General features: G+C 63.4%; 15 protein-coding genes. 8 read left to right on the top strand and 7 right to left on the bottom strand.

What is annotated here, in order from left to right; genetic code table 11:
• Positions 1-69 precede the first annotated feature (69 nt).
• The 7 genes from pal to M2427_RS00985 all read left to right on the top strand — a co-directional run bounded on the left by pal (position 70) and on the right by M2427_RS00985 (position 7,593).
• Positions 70-558, top strand: coding sequence for a peptidoglycan-associated lipoprotein Pal (gene pal / locus M2427_RS00955; protein ID WP_188107445.1), 489 nt, complete (start codon positions 70-72; stop codon positions 556-558).
• 197 nt (positions 559-755) lie between these two features.
• Complete coding sequence (gene ybgF / locus M2427_RS00960) at positions 756-1,766, top strand: tol-pal system protein YbgF (protein WP_280704182.1); 1,011 nt, start codon at positions 756-758, stop codon at positions 1,764-1,766.
• Between the two features lie 41 nt (positions 1,767-1,807).
• Positions 1,808-2,881 (top strand): tRNA lysidine(34) synthetase TilS, encoded by a 1,074-nt coding sequence (tilS, locus tag M2427_RS00965; protein WP_280704183.1) that lies wholly within the window; start codon positions 1,808-1,810, stop codon positions 2,879-2,881.
• Positions 2,882-3,147: 266 nt separating this feature from the next.
• Positions 3,148-5,070 carry an ATP-dependent zinc metalloprotease FtsH gene (gene ftsH, locus M2427_RS00970; RefSeq protein ID WP_280704184.1) on the top strand — a complete coding sequence of 641 codons (1,923 nt, stop codon included), beginning with the start codon at positions 3,148-3,150 and terminating at the stop codon, positions 5,068-5,070.
• A gap of 90 nt (positions 5,071-5,160) precedes the next feature.
• Positions 5,161-5,682 (top strand): DUF2867 domain-containing protein, encoded by a 522-nt coding sequence (locus M2427_RS00975; RefSeq protein ID WP_280704185.1) that lies wholly within the window; start codon positions 5,161-5,163, stop codon positions 5,680-5,682.
• A gap of 14 nt (positions 5,683-5,696) precedes the next feature.
• On the top strand, positions 5,697-6,107 hold the full coding sequence (locus M2427_RS00980) for a DUF3052 family protein (RefSeq protein ID WP_280704186.1): 411 nt from the start codon (positions 5,697-5,699) through the stop codon (positions 6,105-6,107).
• A 280-nt stretch (positions 6,108-6,387) separates the two neighbouring features.
• Complete coding sequence (locus tag M2427_RS00985) at positions 6,388-7,593, top strand: ABC transporter substrate-binding protein (RefSeq protein ID WP_280704187.1); 1,206 nt, start codon at positions 6,388-6,390, stop codon at positions 7,591-7,593.
• Positions 7,594-7,628: 35 nt separating this feature from the next.
• Here M2427_RS00985 and M2427_RS00990 read toward each other — a convergent pair whose 3' ends face one another.
• The 5 genes from M2427_RS00990 to M2427_RS01010 are packed head-to-tail and all read right to left on the bottom strand — an operon-like array spanning position 7,629 to position 12,184.
• Complete coding sequence (locus M2427_RS00990) at positions 7,629-8,141, bottom strand: HD domain-containing protein (protein ID WP_280704188.1); 513 nt, start codon at positions 8,139-8,141, stop codon at positions 7,629-7,631.
• 32 nt (positions 8,142-8,173) lie between these two features.
• Complete coding sequence (locus M2427_RS00995) at positions 8,174-8,590, bottom strand: hypothetical protein (RefSeq protein ID WP_348521902.1); 417 nt, start codon at positions 8,588-8,590, stop codon at positions 8,174-8,176.
• A complete protein-coding gene (locus M2427_RS01000; RefSeq protein ID WP_280704189.1) occupies positions 8,560-9,198 on the bottom strand; it encodes a hypothetical protein in 639 nt (212 codons plus the stop codon). Before M2427_RS01000 ends, M2427_RS00995 begins: the two co-directional genes overlap by 31 nt.
• A 32-nt stretch (positions 9,199-9,230) precedes the next feature.
• Positions 9,231-10,703, bottom strand: a complete 1,473-nt coding sequence (locus M2427_RS01005) for a hypothetical protein (protein WP_280704190.1) — start codon at positions 10,701-10,703, stop codon at positions 9,231-9,233.
• Positions 10,700-12,184, bottom strand: coding sequence for a hypothetical protein (locus M2427_RS01010; RefSeq protein WP_280704191.1), 1,485 nt, complete (start codon positions 12,182-12,184; stop codon positions 10,700-10,702). Before M2427_RS01010 ends, M2427_RS01005 begins: the two co-directional genes overlap by 4 nt.
• 289 nt (positions 12,185-12,473) lie before the next feature.
• On the opposite strand from M2427_RS01010, the gene M2427_RS01015 reads away from it, so the two are divergent.
• Positions 12,474-12,638: a Flp family type IVb pilin gene (locus tag M2427_RS01015; protein WP_194466236.1), complete on the top strand. Its 165-nt coding sequence runs from the start codon at positions 12,474-12,476 to the stop codon at positions 12,636-12,638.
• 248 nt (positions 12,639-12,886) lie between these two features.
• On the opposite strand, the gene M2427_RS01020 is transcribed toward M2427_RS01015, so the two are convergent.
• A complete protein-coding gene (locus tag M2427_RS01020) occupies positions 12,887-13,864 on the bottom strand; it encodes a phosphatase PAP2 family protein (RefSeq protein WP_280704192.1) in 978 nt (325 codons plus the stop codon).
• 158 nt (positions 13,865-14,022) lie between these two features.
• The gene (locus M2427_RS01025; RefSeq protein ID WP_280704193.1) at positions 14,023-14,967 is read right to left on the bottom strand and encodes a phosphatase PAP2 family protein; all 945 of its coding nucleotides are present in this window, start codon (positions 14,965-14,967) and stop codon (positions 14,023-14,025) included.
• Positions 14,968-15,022 lie beyond the last annotated feature (55 nt).

Here is a 15,022-nt window from a genome sequence, read left to right on the forward strand (position 1 = left end):
GAACGTTCGCTTAACCAACCCCCTGTAGACCGGACAGCAGTGGACGAACGTGAGCGTGGAGGCTCCGGAATGATGAATCCTATGCGTATCCTCCAGGGATTGAAGCTGGCCGCAGTTGTCGCAATCGCACTGTCGATGGGCGCCTGCGCCAAGCAGAATGCGGGCCTGGACGCCAATGCGAGCGCGGCGACGCCCGGCAGCCAGCAGGATTTCGTGGTGAACGTGGGCGACCGCGTGTTCTTCGAGAGCGACCAGACCGATCTGACCCCGCAGGCGATCGTGACTCTGGAGAAGCAGGCGCAGTGGCTGCAGACCTATCCGCGTTACTCCTTCACCATCGAAGGTCACGCCGACGAGCGCGGCACCCGCGAATACAACATCGCCCTCGGCGCCCGCCGCGCCCAGTCGGTGCGCTCCTTCCTCGCCTCGCGCGGCATCGATCCGAACCGCATGCGCACGATCTCCTACGGCAAGGAGCGCCCCGTGGCGGTGTGTAACGATATCTCTTGCTGGTCGCAGAACCGTCGTGCTGTGACCGTGCTGAACGCGAGCTCCTGACGCCAGATACTGACTCGCAGTCAGCCGCCGTTCATCTTTGGAAATCGAATATGCCGGCGCCCTCTCGGGCGCCGGTTTCGTTTCAGCCAACTGTGACAGAAACGGCGTGGCGCCAGTCACATTTTTGGCGTAGTGGCTTTCAATGTGTGGCGCCTCGCGTGTTCCGTCGCAGCTTTTGTTTTCGTCGTCAGGGCAAGATGTCATCCAGATCCAAGGGAATTACCGGCATCGTGGCATTGGCCGCGCTGCTCTCTTTGTGCGCGCCCGCGTTCGCGCAGACCGACGATGATCCCGAGATTCGGATCGAGCGGCTGGAGAACCAGCTGCGGCAGCTCACCGGCCAGAACGAAGAGCTGCAATATCGCAACCGCCAGCTCGAGGATCGCATCCGGCAGCTCGAGGGCGGCGCGCAAGGCGCGACGCCCGGACAGGCGCCGGCCCAGCCCAATGTCGCAGCCGTTCCGCCCGCCCAGGTCGCGCCCGGCTATCGCCAGCCGCAACAACAGGCCGTGCAGCAACCGAATTACCAGCAGCCCCAGATCGCGGCGCCCGCGCCGATCGTTCAGGAGCAGCCGGGCCCGGGTGCTCCGGGCACGCGTCGCCGCGGCGATGCGTTCGATCCGAGCCAGAGCCCGAACGCGCCCGGTGCTCCGCGCGCGCTCGGCGGCGGCCAGCAGCCGATGCCGGCGGGGGCGCCGCTCGATCTCTCCAACAATGGCGGACAATACCCGCAAGGAGCCGCTCCCGCCCAGCCGGGCTATCCGCCGGCCCAGCAGGGCAATCCCGCGCAAGGTGGTCCGGCTCTCGCGACCCTGCCGCCCTCGGCCACGCCGCGCGACGAGTTCGACCTCGGCATCGGCTACATGCAGCGCAAGGACTACGCGCTCGCCGAGCAGACCATGAAGAATTTTGCCGCGAAGTATCCTTCAGATCCGCTGCTCGGGGACGCGCAATACTGGCTCGGCGAAAGCTATTTCCAGCGCCAGCAATATCGCGATTCCGCCGAGGCCTTCCTCGCGGTCACCACCAAATACGACAAATCGGCCAAGGCGCCGGATGCGCTGTTGCGGCTTGGCCAGTCGCTCGCCGCGCTGAAGGAAAAGGAAGCCGCCTGCGCCGCCTTCGGCGAGGTCGGCCGCAAATATCCGCGCGCCTCGGCCGGCGTGAAGGCCGCCGTCGATCGCGAGCAGAAGCGGGTGAAGTGCTGACGGGATTGCGCTAAACAGTCTGGCGATTGCCGGGCCGCGTCATGCCAGACGACGACAATTCTCCGATCTCCGCACGCGCGGCGAAGCAGCTCTTCGCTGAGTTCAAGGCTGCGCCGGCGCTGGTGCTCGCGGTCTCCGGCGGGCCTGACTCGGTCGCGCTGATGTGGCTTGCGGCGCGCTGGCGGCGCAGTCTTGCCCGCGGCCCTGATCTCACAATCGTCACCGTCGATCACGGCCTGCGGAAAGAATCGGCGCGCGAGGCGCGCGAGGTCAAGCACCTCGCGACAGATCTCGGATTGCCGCACCGGACCCTGCGCTGGCGTGGCGCCAAGCCAGAGACAGGATTGCCCGCCGCTGCGCGCGAGGCCCGCTACCGCCTGCTCGCGCAGGCCGCACGCGCTGCCGGCGCGAGCCATGTGCTGACCGCCCACACCCGCGACGACCAGGCCGAGACGCTGCTGATGCGGCTGCTCCGCGGCAGCGGCATTGCCGGTCTCTCGGCGATGGCGCGCCATTCGACGCGCGACGGCCTCGTGCTGGCGCGTCCGCTGTTGGATGTTCCGAAATCGCAACTGATCGCAACCCTGAAGCGGGCCGGGATCGGTTATGCCGACGATCCCACCAATCGCGACGCGGCCTTCACGCGGCCCCGTCTGCGCGCGCTGCTGCCGCAGCTCGCAGCCGAGGGCGGCGATGCTCGCACGCTGGTGCGGCTCGCAGGCAGGCTCGCTCGCGCCAATGCCGCGGTCGAGGTCCTGACCGACGGCGCCGAGCGCTTTCTCCGATTGCGCGATCGCGGCGATGCGCCGCAGCCGGGCGTTCGCAGCTTCGAGGCCGCTTCCTTCGTCACCTTGCCCGAGGAAGTCCGGCTGCGGCTGCTGCTGCGGGCCATCGATGCGCTCGGGCACGAAGGGCCGGCGGAACTCGGCAAGGTCGAGACCCTGCTGGCCGCGCTCGATCAGGCTGTGGCCCTGGGGTCCCGCGCCCCCGCAAATGGCCGTGCGACCCCAAAGCAGACCCGTCTCAAGCAGACCCTTGCGGGAGCCTTGATCAGCCTTGCCGGGGGGCGTATCCACGTCACCGCTGCGCCGGCCCGGCGGTCGAAGGGGACTTGAGGGGCGGATGAGGGCGGACCATGACACCGGCCGTTTCGGCAGGGTGCCGTCAGGACACCTTAACCAGGCAGGAAAAACCCCGGCTCCACTGCCATTATTTCAGCGGGAATCGCTCTAAGATGGGATAAATAGTCCCATCTCGTTCCCTTGGCAGCGACCGGGGCGGCACCTAAATTGTATGCGTCGAACGATGAGGATTCCTTGGGGATTTCCTCGTAGAGCCCCAAGGATGAGGCCGCGATCCGCGCGACCACGAAGGAAGATCGATGAACGCCAATCTGCGCAATTTCGCCCTCTGGGTCATCATTGTTTTGCTGCTGTTGGCGTTGTTCACGCTGTTCCAGAATCCGGGTCAGCGGGCCTCTTCCACGGATATCTCGTTCTCGCAACTCCTGACCGAGGTCGATAAGGGCAATGTCCGCGACGTCGTGATCCAGGGGCCGGATATCCACGGCACCTTCAACAGCGGCACCAGCTTCCAGACCTACGCGCCGAGCGATCCGAGCCTGGTGAAGCGTCTCTATGACGCCAAGGTCCAGATCAGCGCGAAGCCGCCCGGCGACAACGTGCCGTGGTTCGTCTCGCTGCTGGTTTCCTGGCTGCCCTTCATCGCGCTGATCGGCGTGTGGATCTTCCTGTCGCGGCAGATGCAGGGCGGCGCCGGCAAGGCGATGGGCTTCGGCAAGTCGCGGGCGAAGATGCTCACGGAAGCGCATGGCCGCGTCACCTTCGAGGATGTCGCTGGTGTCGACGAAGCCAAGCAGGACCTGCAGGAGATCGTCGAATTCCTCCGCGACCCCGGCAAGTTCCAGCGCCTCGGCGGCCGCATTCCGCGCGGCGTGCTGCTGGTCGGCCCTCCCGGCACCGGCAAGACCTTGATCGCGCGTGCGGTCGCGGGCGAAGCCAACGTGCCGTTCTTCACCATTTCGGGTTCGGACTTCGTCGAAATGTTCGTCGGCGTCGGCGCCTCTCGCGTCCGCGACATGTTCGAGCAGGCCAAGAAGAACGCGCCCTGCATCATCTTCATCGACGAAATCGACGCGGTCGGTCGTCACCGTGGCGCCGGTCTCGGCGGTGGCAATGACGAGCGCGAGCAGACGCTGAACCAGCTGCTGGTCGAGATGGACGGCTTCGAGGCGAATGAGGGCGTGATCCTGATCGCCGCCACCAACCGTCCTGACGTGCTCGATCCCGCGCTGCTGCGTCCGGGCCGCTTCGACCGTCAGGTCGTGGTGCCGAACCCCGACGTCGTCGGCCGCGAGCAGATCCTGAAAGTTCACGTCCGCAAGGTGCCGCTGGCTCCCGATATCAACCTCAAGACCATCGCGCGCGGCACGCCCGGATTCTCCGGCGCCGACCTGATGAATCTGGTGAACGAAGCCGCGCTGACCGCCGCCCGCCGCAACAAGCGGATGGTGACGCAGGCCGAGTTCGAGGAAGCAAAAGACAAGGTGATGATGGGCGCCGAGCGCAAGTCGCTCGTCATGACCGAGGAAGAGAAGCTGCTGACGGCCTATCACGAGGGCGGCCACGCCATCGTCGGCCTCAACGTGCCCGCGACCGATCCGATCCACAAGGCGACCATCATTCCGCGCGGCCGTGCGCTCGGCATGGTGATGCAGCTGCCCGAGCGCGACAAGCTGTCGATGTCGCTGGAGCAGATGACCTCGCGCCTCGCCATCATGATGGGCGGCCGTGTCGCCGAAGAGCTGATCTTCGGCCGCGAGAAGGTCACATCAGGTGCCGCCTCCGACATCGAGCAGGCCACGCGCCTGGCCCGGATGATGGTGACGCGCTGGGGCCTGTCGGAAGAGCTCGGCACCGTCTCCTACGGCGAGAACCAGGATGAAGTGTTCTTAGGCATGTCGGTCTCGCGGACGCAGAACGCCTCTGAAGCGACCGTGCAGAAGATCGACTCCGAGATCCGTCGCCTGGTCGAGGAAGGCTACAAGGAAGCGACCCGCATCCTCACCGAGAAGCACGCCGACCTCGAAGCGCTGGCCAAGGGCCTCTTGGAGTTCGAAACGCTCTCGGGTGACGAGATCGTCGACCTGCTCAAGGGCAAGAAGCCGAACCGCGAGTCCGTGCTCGAGCCGACCGCGCCGCGTGCCTCCGCCGTGCCCCCGGCCGGCAAGTCGCGCCCGCGGCCCGATCCGGATCCCGGCCTGGAGCCGCAGCCGCAGGCGTAACGCTGATGGCTTTCAACGATTGAATTCAGAACGGGCGCTTCGTAGCGCCCGTTCTTTTTTGGACCGTTCAGCTCTGCTCAAGGGTTCGCCATGCACGTCGTCGAATGCGATTATCCTCCCGGCAGCGGGCTCAGCCGCGACCTTGTCGAACGGGCCTATTTTCACGATTCCTACCGCGCGGCGCTGGCGCGTCCCGAACTCGGGATCGTCGATATCTTCTTCGCGCTGTTCGGACATACGCCACTCTGGATGAAGCTTTTGCTGATCGTCCGTAACGCGATCGCGAAGCTGGTCGGCCTGGAGGCGCCGAGCGTCGGGGAGATCATGAGCCCCGCCATCAAGAGCGAATACCGCGTGGGCGACAAGATCGGGCCATGGCCGATCTATTTCATCGCCGAGAACGAGATCGTCGCCGGGCGGAACAACAAGCATCTCGACTTCCGGCTGTCGGTCCTGGAGGCACGGGATGGCGAGGGGCCGAACGTCATCGTTACGACGGTCTGCACCGTGCATAACGTGTTCGGAAAAATCTATCTGTTCTTCATCGTCCCCTTCCATCGCACGGGAGTTCGGGCCCTGATCTCGAACGCAGTTGCTGCGAAGCGTCTGTGAGCAGGTGAGCGATCATGGCCGGCTATTCCGGCAGAACAGTTGTGCAGAAGCTCGGCCTCAAGCCGGGCTTTCGCATTCTTGTCGACGGGCTGCCGGTTGCTTATGCCGACATAGTCGGCGAACTGCCGACCGACGTGCGGCTGGTGAAGGCCGCCAAGCCGCCGCTCGACGTGGTGCATGTCTTCGCCACTGAAGCCAAAGGCCTCGCTGCAAAACTGCGCAGCTATCGCAAGGCGATCGCGCCCGACGGCATGATCTGGGCGTCATGGCCGAAAAAGGCCTCCGGCGTTGCAACTGATGTCACGGAAGCGCTGGTGCGCGAGACCGCGCTGGCGAATGGCCTCGTCGACATCAAGATCTGCGCCGTCAGCGAGGTCTGGTCCGGGTTGAAGCTCGTGATCCCCGTGAAGGATCGCGCGAAATAGCATCGCTCTCGTGCCCCGGACGCGATGCGGCACGCAGTGACGCGCTGCAGAGCCGGGGCCCATCTCCCCGAGCAATCCGTGCGGCGTGGGTCCCGGCTCTGCGCAGCAACGCCATAGTGCGTCGAAGACGCGCGTGAACGCGCTGGTGGGCGTTGCAGCGCGTCCGGGACACGAGATCCCCTGGTCTTGAATAAGTCTTGGCAGCGACGCGACCGTCGTGACATGCTCGGCCTCAAACAAAGGTGTGGAGTGATCGCACCAGCAAGGGGAGGAGAGACCGATGCGCTTCGTGGCGGCGTTGGGCGCGCTTGGCGCCGTTTCAATCCTGCTATCGCCAACCCTCTCGCTCGCCGCCGAGATGCGCGGCGTCACCGCGACGGAAATCAGGATCGGCCAGACCATGCCCTATAGCGGGCCGGTCTCCGCCTTCGGCGCGCTCGGCAAGGGCGAGGTCGGCTATTTCAAGATGCTCAACGAGAAGGGCGGCATCAACGGCCGCAAGGTCAATCTGATCTCGCTCGACGACAGCTACGCGCCGCCGAAATCGGTCGAGCAGACCCGAAGGCTGGTGGAGAGCGACGAGGTTGCGCTGATCTTCTCCTCGATCGGCACCGCGCATAACACTGCGATTGCAAAATATCTCCAGTCCAAGAACGTGCCGCAGCTCTTCATCGGTTCCGGCGCCTCGAAGTTTGCCGACGTCACGCAATATCCGCAGGCGACGATGGGCGTGCAGGGCCCGTTCCGCTACGAAGCGCGGCTCTATGCGCGCTATGCGCTCGCCAAGAACCCCAACGCGAAGTTCGCCGTGATCTCGCAGAACGACGATTACGGCCGCGACTATCTTGCCGGCCTCAAGGACGTGCTCGGCGAGAAATACGATTCCGTCGTCACCGTCGCGACCTATGAAATCCAGGATCCGACCATCGATTCCCAGATCGTCAAGCTGAAAGCCTCTGGCGCCGACGTGTTCGTGATCGCGGCGACGCCGAAATTCGCGGCGCAAGCGATCCGCAAGTCCTTCGAGATCGGCTGGCGTCCCATGACCTTCCTGTCCAACGTCGCGGTGTGGATCTCGACCGTGATGGAGCCTGCCGGCGTCGAAGCAGGCACCGGCATTCTCTCCACGGCCTACGTGAAGGACCCCGATGATCCCGCCTGGAAGGACGATCCCGGCGTCAAGGCCTGGCGCGACTTCATGACGAAGTACGTGCCGGAAGCCGACCAGCACGATACCAACTACGTCAATGCCTATAACAGCGCGATGGCGCTGGAGGCCGTGCTGAAAGCCTGCGGCGACGATCTGTCGACCGAGAACATCCTGAAACAGGCCTATTCGATCCACGATCTCGAACTGCCGATGTTGCTCCCCGGCATCAAGATCAACACCAGCGCGACCGACCATGTGCCGGTCGACCAGATGCAGTTCATGCGCTTCAACGGCAAGACCTGGGAGCGCTTTGGCGAATTGCAGACGGGGAATTGATGTTGCAGTTCCGTGACCGACGCCCAATATAGCAACTACGCGCGCGCAACTACGTCGATGAGGTCCTCAAAAGGCACCCCATGCCTATTTGCGTATCGCTCCAGAATATCGCTCAAATAAGAGCGATCACCGAGTAGACGGCGCAGCGCCGGGTAGGGGGCTGTGCGATCCGCATTGCGAAGTGAGGTGCGTCCCAGTTTCTCGTCGATGATGGCAAGCGCATCGGCGGCCTTCAGCATATCGGCAAGCAACGTATCCGCCTGAACGCCAGTGCGGTGATCATGAGCGGCGATCGCATGCTGAGCCTCAGCGGGGATCTTGTCGCCGAGCCAGGCGACGGTCACCAAGCCATGCTGGCTCCAGTTGCCGTGCGTGTAGAAGTAGTCGAGGTCATGGCAGAGACCGACGACTTCCCACAGATCGGTGGAGGCGGAAAAACGCGGCGCCAGCGCTCGCATGATGTGGGCCACGAACCGCGAGTGATCGGCTCTCGGCGTGTCGCTCAGGTGCTGTTTGACCAGCAGCTCCGCATCAGCGACGTTCAGCATAGTTTCCACCCGCTATGACCTGACCCATCATCTCACGACGCCAGACGCAGCCAGACGTCGTTGCTCGCGAGCGTGCCGTTCGGCGTGGCAATCTCCAGGTCCACGACGTGCAGGGAACCAGGCTGGTCTCCGTAGACGAATTTCAGGTGCCATATCAGCCCAAGGTCCGGCGTGATGACGAAGTCTTCCAATCCATCGGTCATCGCCCGAACGGCGTCACGGTGCGCCAGGGGCGCCGAGAACATCGCGTCGATCAGATTGGCCAGGCTCATGCCTTCGACCAGCATCATTCGCGCGATGTCGTCACCATGGACGTGGCGGAGCGCGGATACGATGACAGCAATTGCGTCCGGATTTTTCATCACGCGGTCTACTTGGGGGCCTTTGCGTCGCCCCGATCCGGCTGCATTGAACTGCGTCAGGCCCGGAGAGACAAGGCTGTTTGCCATCCAGCGCGACCTTCGCTGGCAGTTTCGTCGAACTGGACGCGGCGGCCTTGCGCGTCGCGAAGCGGCTGGATGTCGATCTCGTCAAAGGCGAACTGCTTGATCAGCTTCAATGGGCTGACCGTTGGGTTCCTCATGTCCCCCCACGGGCTAGAGCTTCCGCGAGGCATCGGAAACGCGAAAGGGTCTGACGGGATGCGAAACAGGATGCGACCATCCCATGCATCGCTATTGCTCGTCGCACCCATTCGCATCGTGCCGACATAATCCAGGTAGGTCTGGTAGGCCTCCTTCTGGAGTGAGACCGTGACACTCAAGCCGGTAAAGTCGATCTCTCCATGCATGCGGAAATCGTAGACCAGTGCTTCAGCCACTTTCACACTGCCGGTCGAATTGTTGTCCTCGTTGGGCCGGACAGCGAAAAACCTGTCCTGACACCAGTTGTCGTACGGCACACTCTCGGGCCGGGACGGGCGCTGTGACAAAGCTTGATCGAGCCCGCTGGAAAAGCCGAGATCGTCGATCCGGCCACGAGCAGGGTTGAAGAAAAGTCCCTCCTGCCCGGCAAGGCCCATTCCATCGAGACGAGCAATCAAGACGAGTGAAGACATCGGTGATTGCCTCTCCTGATTGTTGCCGAGCTTCACTTCGACGGTGCGGCAGCCTGATCGTCCCGCACATGCACCACCGCAACCTTATCCGCATACACCCGCTTCCAGCCCGGGATGTGGTCCAAAATCTGCGCCGCGGGCGAATCCACGGTCAGCAGCGTCGCATCGATCCTGTTCTCGTCCAGCATGCGCAGCAGACCCGACACGTCGCGGCCGTCTTCGGCGGCAAAATAGTCCATCAGGAACTTTTCGCCGTAGAGCTCCGACCTGCCGTCGACGAACGGCTTGATGTCGCGAACGATGAGGTAGCCGCCGAAACCGTAGGAATTGAAGATGCGCGCGGCTTTTCGCTCGGTCAGCATATCGACGGCCGCAACCGGCGTCTGCACCGTCGAGAATTCGAAGGGGTGACGCGCGGCAAAAGCCGACGTGGCGCTTGCGGTCGCGAGCACGATGGCCACCGCGGCCAGTGCCGCCGGGGCACCGGGTGCCATCCGCAAACCGCGCGGTGCATCGGAAACGGGGCTGAACCAGCCGCTCAGCGGCTGCGCCAGCACCAGAGGCACGATCACGCCAAAGGTCTCGATGCTGCGGACATGCGCCAGCGCCATCCAGGTCGTGCCGAGGATCAGCAGCACGCGCGGCGGTGACAGCGTCAGGCCGCGCGTCAGCGCGAGGCCGAGCAACCCGAGCAGCGCGCCCGCGAACGGGCTGAACGAGCTGAAATCGGCCGGACGCCACTCGGCGATGACCGAGAAGGATTTGCCGAGGCTGAGGATGCGGGCTGCACCGAGCAGGGTATCCACGCCGTAGGGCGTGCAGCAGCTTGCCACCAGCGCGCCAACTCCGAACGCGGCCCATTGCATCGCGAGCGCCATCAGGCGCGGCGCGGGCGAACGCCAGAGCGCCTCGAGGCCGATCGCGCCAATCAGCGCGAGCCCGAGCACGAAGCCGCCGTGAAGATTGGCCCACAGCGCCATCAGCGGCAGCAGCAGGAAGGACGGCGCACGACCTCGATCGGCCGCCGCCATCAAGGCGCCGCTCCAGGCAACCATCACTGGCAGCGCCAGCACATGCGGACGAGCCAGCAGATGCGGCGCGGCCAGCGTCATCGCCAGCAGGCAGAACACCAGGGCATAGGGCAAATCGAGATGCCGTTGCAGGAAGGCGAGCAACAATCCCATCGCCAACGCGATCGCGGCCGCGGTCAGCACCACGGGCCCAGCCCATCCCCATCCAGAATAAGCGGTCGCGAACAGAACCTGCGACAGCCACGACGTCGAGAGCCAGACCTCGCCTTGCCGCGTCAGCGAATAAAGATCGGTCCAGGGCACAGCGCGATGATCGAGGATCCACTGGCCGACCTTGATCTGCCAGAGCGTATCGGGATCGTGCAGCAGGCTGTCGCCGCTCACCAGCAGCAACAGAAAGGTCGCGGCTGCCAGGCACAGCGGGGCCAGATTGCGCCGGGTGCGCGCAATCGGAAGACTGGCGGCGATGCTCATGGTTTGGCCGGCGCGGCGCCTGCCCCGTCATCCCGCACATGGATCACGGCGATATCGTCGCCATAGAGCCGCTTCCAGCCCTTGATGTGATCGAGCACCTGGGCGGCAGGAGAGTCGGCGACCAGCAGCGTTGCGTCGATCTTGTGCTCTTCGAGCAGCCGCATCAAATTGTCGAGCTTCTTGACCTCGATCGCCTTGAAGAAATCCATCACGAATGTCTCGCCATAGAGCTCGGCGCGGCCGTCGACGAACACGGGAATGTCGCGCGAGATCAGATAGCCGCCGAACTGGTAGGCGTTGAAGATCCGCTGCGCCTTGCGCTGCTGCAGCAAATCGACCGCGGCCACCGGCGTCTGATCCATCGTGAAGGTGAAGCGGTGATGCGACATGTAGATCGAGGTCGAGGTCCACGCCGCGGCGGCGATCATCAGCGCACCCATCATGGTGACATAACGCGCCGCCGGGGTCTCCGTGCCTTGCGCGAGTTGCGGCAGCGGCGATTTTTCGCCGAGCGGTTTTGCGAGCACCAGCGGCACCAGGAAGGCAAAGGCCTCAATGCTCCTGACATGGGTCAGCCCCATCCAGGTGAACAGCAGGATCAGCAGGATGCGTGGCGGCGATAGCGTCAGCCCGCGAAACAGGCCGATCGCGATCAGGCCGAGGATCGCGCCCTCGAAGGCGGAGAACGAGGCGAAATTCGCCGGCATCCATTCCGAGATGACCGACAGCAGCTCGCCGAGATTGAGAATGTTGGTCGCGCCCAACAGCGTACGCCAGCCATAGGGCGTGACGCAGGCGGCTAGCATAGCAGCGACGCCGAACAGGAACCAGCGCGCGAGCAGGCGGATTTGTTTGCCGGACTCGAGTGTCCAGATCGCCTCCAGCGCCATCGGGCCGATCAGCGCGAGGCCAAGCACGAAGCCGCCGTGAAGGTTGGCCCACAGCGACATCAGCGGCAGCCAGACCCAGGACGGCGTCACCTTGCGGTCGGCCGCGTTCATCAGCACGCCGACCCACGCGATCATGACAGGCAGCGCCAGGATGTGCGGTCGCGCCAGGATGTGATGCAGTGACAGCAGCACGGCCAGCATTGCGAACAGCACTGAGCGCGGAATCTCGAGATGCGCATCGAGCAGGTAGACGAAGATCGCAACTGAGGCCGCGATCGCAAGCGCGGTGAGGATCACCGGCCCGGCCCAGTCCATGTGTGCGTAGGAGACGGCGTAGAGTATCTGCGACAGCCACGAGGTCGAGATCCAGGGCTCGCCCGGCCGCGTAAAGGAGTAGATGTCGAAATAGGGCAGGGCGTGGTGATCGAGGATCCACTGCCCGATCTTGATCTGCCAGAATGAATCGGAGTCCTGAAGCAGCGTGTCGCCGATATAGAGGAAGAAGAGATAGGCGCCCGCGCCGACACACAGCGGCACCAGCGCCCGCGCGCGGCTCTGCACCGTGATGCTGTTGGTGAAGGAAAGGGACATGCCGCCTCGTCTTGTTCTTGTCGGATTTGCCAGCGGGCGGCATTGGACCATAGCGGTCATAACTTCCAGTAAATCGGCGGGATTGCCGGATTTCGTGTCCGTGCAATTTAACGGGTTGTTTTCAATTTCGGTTTACCATCGACGAATACATGCAAACCGTTCCGTGTTTACGCAGTCGAATTAACTGCGGCGCAAGTCTTTGCCCTTACGTTCGGTTCCATGGTCGGGCGGCGCTGGGAAGCCGAAGAGACCAGACCATTGAAGCCTCGTGTACCTTTTGGAGCAGTCTATGAAGAACCTCGTTTCGCGTTTCGTGAAGGATGAATCCGGCGCCACCGCCATTGAATACGGCCTGATCGCTGCCGGCATCGCGCTGGCGATCATCACCGTCGTCAACAACCTCGGCACCACGCTGAACACCAAGTTCGGCTCGATCTCGTCCAGCCTCAAGTAAGCTGAGACGAACTCAGAGTTCTAGAGAGCCCCGTCCTTGGACGGGGCTCTCTTTGTTTTGGGGCCCGCTGCACCCACAACGTCATTGCGAGCGCAGCGAAGCAATCCAGGAATCTCTCTGCGGAGACAGTCTGGATTGCATCGCTGCGCTCGCAATGACGGGGATGGGTCGTCGTGGGACGACTTCTATCGTGGTTGCGGATACGTGGTGAGCACGGCGCCGTGCGCCTTTGCCCGCTCGAAGGGAGCTCAGCCGAGACCCGGCTGCCAGACAGTCGATGCGCCCTTCGCAACATTGTGCGCAACGCGCCCCATCCATTCCAGATAAGCCTTCGCGGCCCAGATCGAGCCTGCCGCCAGTGCAACACCGCCGGCAACGTCGATGATGTAATGCGCACCGATGACCGGCGTTGCCGCGATCATCAGCAGGTTGAGCGTGGCCACGATGCCGCCAATGCGCCGCACCGGCCACAGCGCCCAGATGTAGAGCACGGCGGATGCAGCGTGAAAGCTCGGAAACGAGACGATGCCGGAGAGCGTGAACAGTTGCAGCTGGTGCAGGCTGTCGTCGCGCAGCGCCAGGATATCGCGCAGCTGTCCGGCGTAAGCGGCGGTGTTGATATCGGGCAGCTGGGCCGCCGGCAATTGCAGACCGTAGTAAGTGCCGATTGCCGGCACGAGCGCCGAGATTGCGATGGTGATGGCGAGCGCGAGGCTCATCGCCAGCATGAACAATTGCAGCCGCACGTAACGCCCCGTCAGCGCCAGCACGATGGGGATGCCGAGCAACGGCCATTTGATCAGGCCGTAGCTGCGCGAGAGGACGTCCGCGAGCCAGGGGTGATCGTTGACGAAGCGCGCGATCGGCTCGGGATCGAGGCCTAGCGCGCGATCGATCGCGAGCAGCGCCTGATCCTGGAGTGGAAAGCCCATCCAGTTGGCGACATAGCTGAGCGGCCCGACGATGGCGCAGGTGATGATGATTTGGCCGATCGTGCCCAGCGAGAAAATGAGTTTCGGATCGGCGCGATCGCCCCTGGCGATGTAGTGGCGATAGGCGATGGCAACGAAGGACGCGGCGATCGCGAGCGTGATGCCGTAGCCGACCGGCTCGAGCCTGAGGCCGGTGACGGAGAGGCCGAGCGCCAGCAGGCTGCCCATCGCTGCGATGGGAAACCCGTTCAGCTGAAAGAGCTTCCAGGCCGTTTTGGCGTCCGTGTCGACCATACTGCACCGCTTAGGATCAAAGCCACAGTCGCCGACCGGCTTTAAGGGCACGGTAACAATCGTGGTCGACTGTTTCCCAATTGATTCCCTGCAATTTGAGCGATTTGCCGCCCGGCTTCCCGAGTGTGACGTCGCCGGCACCCCGCCTCGAAGGTTCTTCACGTGCCCGCCTTCGGGAAGCGCTGAGCAACGTAGTGGTTGGTCGCCATATTCCCGGGTAGTTCTGCGGTAGCAATTTGAAAATTCGATCCGATGCCGCTTTCTTTCGCGGTGGTCAACCGTTCAGCCGCCCAGTTCGACGCGCAGGCAATCAGGATACCGGCGAGAATGTCGGCATAATAATGGCCCCCCATGGAACGGGCACTAAAGATGATCGCAAATTGAAAGGCTGCGACGAACGGGAATAGAACCGGGACGCCGCGGAATGAGAGCCCGATGAGGATCGCTAGAATTGTATGATACGAGGGGAAAGCGATGATGCCGGTCATGACCTCGGGATCGAGGGCCCGCAGGCTGCCGTCACGGACAGCGGCGAATTGCGATGCCATCGACGCTGCGTAAGGCGGCTTGAAGAACGCCATAAAAGCCCCTCCCGCAGGCCATAGCGTTGCCAAGGCGAGCGTTAGCGAGAGCGCCAGCGCATTTGCCAGGACCAATATGCGCAGTCGGAGCGGATCGAGAGTACCCACGACGGCACAGACGATAGGGACCTGGAAAAGGAGTGCGCGATAGATGAGTTCAACAAAGCTGTATACCGTCGGATCGGCGCAGATCAGTTCGAAATGTGCCAGCCAATCGTTGCCCAGCATGCTGTCGAATTGGATCAAGGAGCGGTCGACGGACGGGAGATCGAGGCTTGCCAGCGGGAATTGGAGCAGCCACGCAGCAATATTGAACGCGGAAAACTGCGCGAAGGCGTGGAATGGCAACGCGAGAAACCTGAAGCCCGATCGTAGCGTTCCGTACAGGGCGAAGGCGAGTGGACAGACAACGAGGAGACCCAGACCTTGGAGGGCATAGCCGCCTAGCGCCAAACTGAACCCCTGCAGCTTGCCCATGATGAGCGCAAGGAGGGCTGCGCCGATTGTCAGACTCCACGTCAAGGTTGTTCCAAGGTGCATTTCGACGAGTGTCCCAAATCTCTGGGTGCGAAGACCG

Origin of the sequence: Bradyrhizobium sp. BR13661, from assembly GCF_029892425.1 — a bacterium.
Classification (GTDB): domain Bacteria; phylum Pseudomonadota; class Alphaproteobacteria; order Rhizobiales; family Xanthobacteraceae; genus Bradyrhizobium.

Coding starts and splice junctions, on each gene's coding strand:
- ftsH (WP_280704184.1), top strand. CDS start 3,148: ATGAACGCCAATCTGCGCAATTTCGCCCTCTGGGTCATCATTGTTTTG.
- M2427_RS00980 (WP_280704186.1), top strand. CDS start 5,697: ATGGCCGGCTATTCCGGCAGAACAGTTGTGCAGAAGCTCGGCCTCAAG.
- pal (WP_188107445.1), top strand. CDS start 70: ATGATGAATCCTATGCGTATCCTCCAGGGATTGAAGCTGGCCGCAGTT.
- M2427_RS01015 (WP_194466236.1), top strand. CDS start 12,474: ATGAAGAACCTCGTTTCGCGTTTCGTGAAGGATGAATCCGGCGCCACC.
- M2427_RS00985 (WP_280704187.1), top strand. CDS start 6,388: ATGCGCTTCGTGGCGGCGTTGGGCGCGCTTGGCGCCGTTTCAATCCTG.
- M2427_RS01000 (WP_280704189.1), bottom strand. CDS start 9,198: ATGTCTTCACTCGTCTTGATTGCTCGTCTCGATGGAATGGGCCTTGCC.
- M2427_RS00995 (WP_348521902.1), bottom strand. CDS start 8,590: ATGGCAAACAGCCTTGTCTCTCCGGGCCTGACGCAGTTCAATGCAGCC.
- M2427_RS01010 (WP_280704191.1), bottom strand. CDS start 12,184: ATGTCCCTTTCCTTCACCAACAGCATCACGGTGCAGAGCCGCGCGCGG.
- M2427_RS00975 (WP_280704185.1), top strand. CDS start 5,161: ATGCACGTCGTCGAATGCGATTATCCTCCCGGCAGCGGGCTCAGCCGC.
- M2427_RS00990 (WP_280704188.1), bottom strand. CDS start 8,141: ATGCTGAACGTCGCTGATGCGGAGCTGCTGGTCAAACAGCACCTGAGC.
- tilS (WP_280704183.1), top strand. CDS start 1,808: ATGCCAGACGACGACAATTCTCCGATCTCCGCACGCGCGGCGAAGCAG.
- M2427_RS01005 (WP_280704190.1), bottom strand. CDS start 10,703: ATGAGCATCGCCGCCAGTCTTCCGATTGCGCGCACCCGGCGCAATCTG.
- ybgF (WP_280704182.1), top strand. CDS start 756: ATGTCATCCAGATCCAAGGGAATTACCGGCATCGTGGCATTGGCCGCG.
- M2427_RS01020 (WP_280704192.1), bottom strand. CDS start 13,864: ATGGTCGACACGGACGCCAAAACGGCCTGGAAGCTCTTTCAGCTGAAC.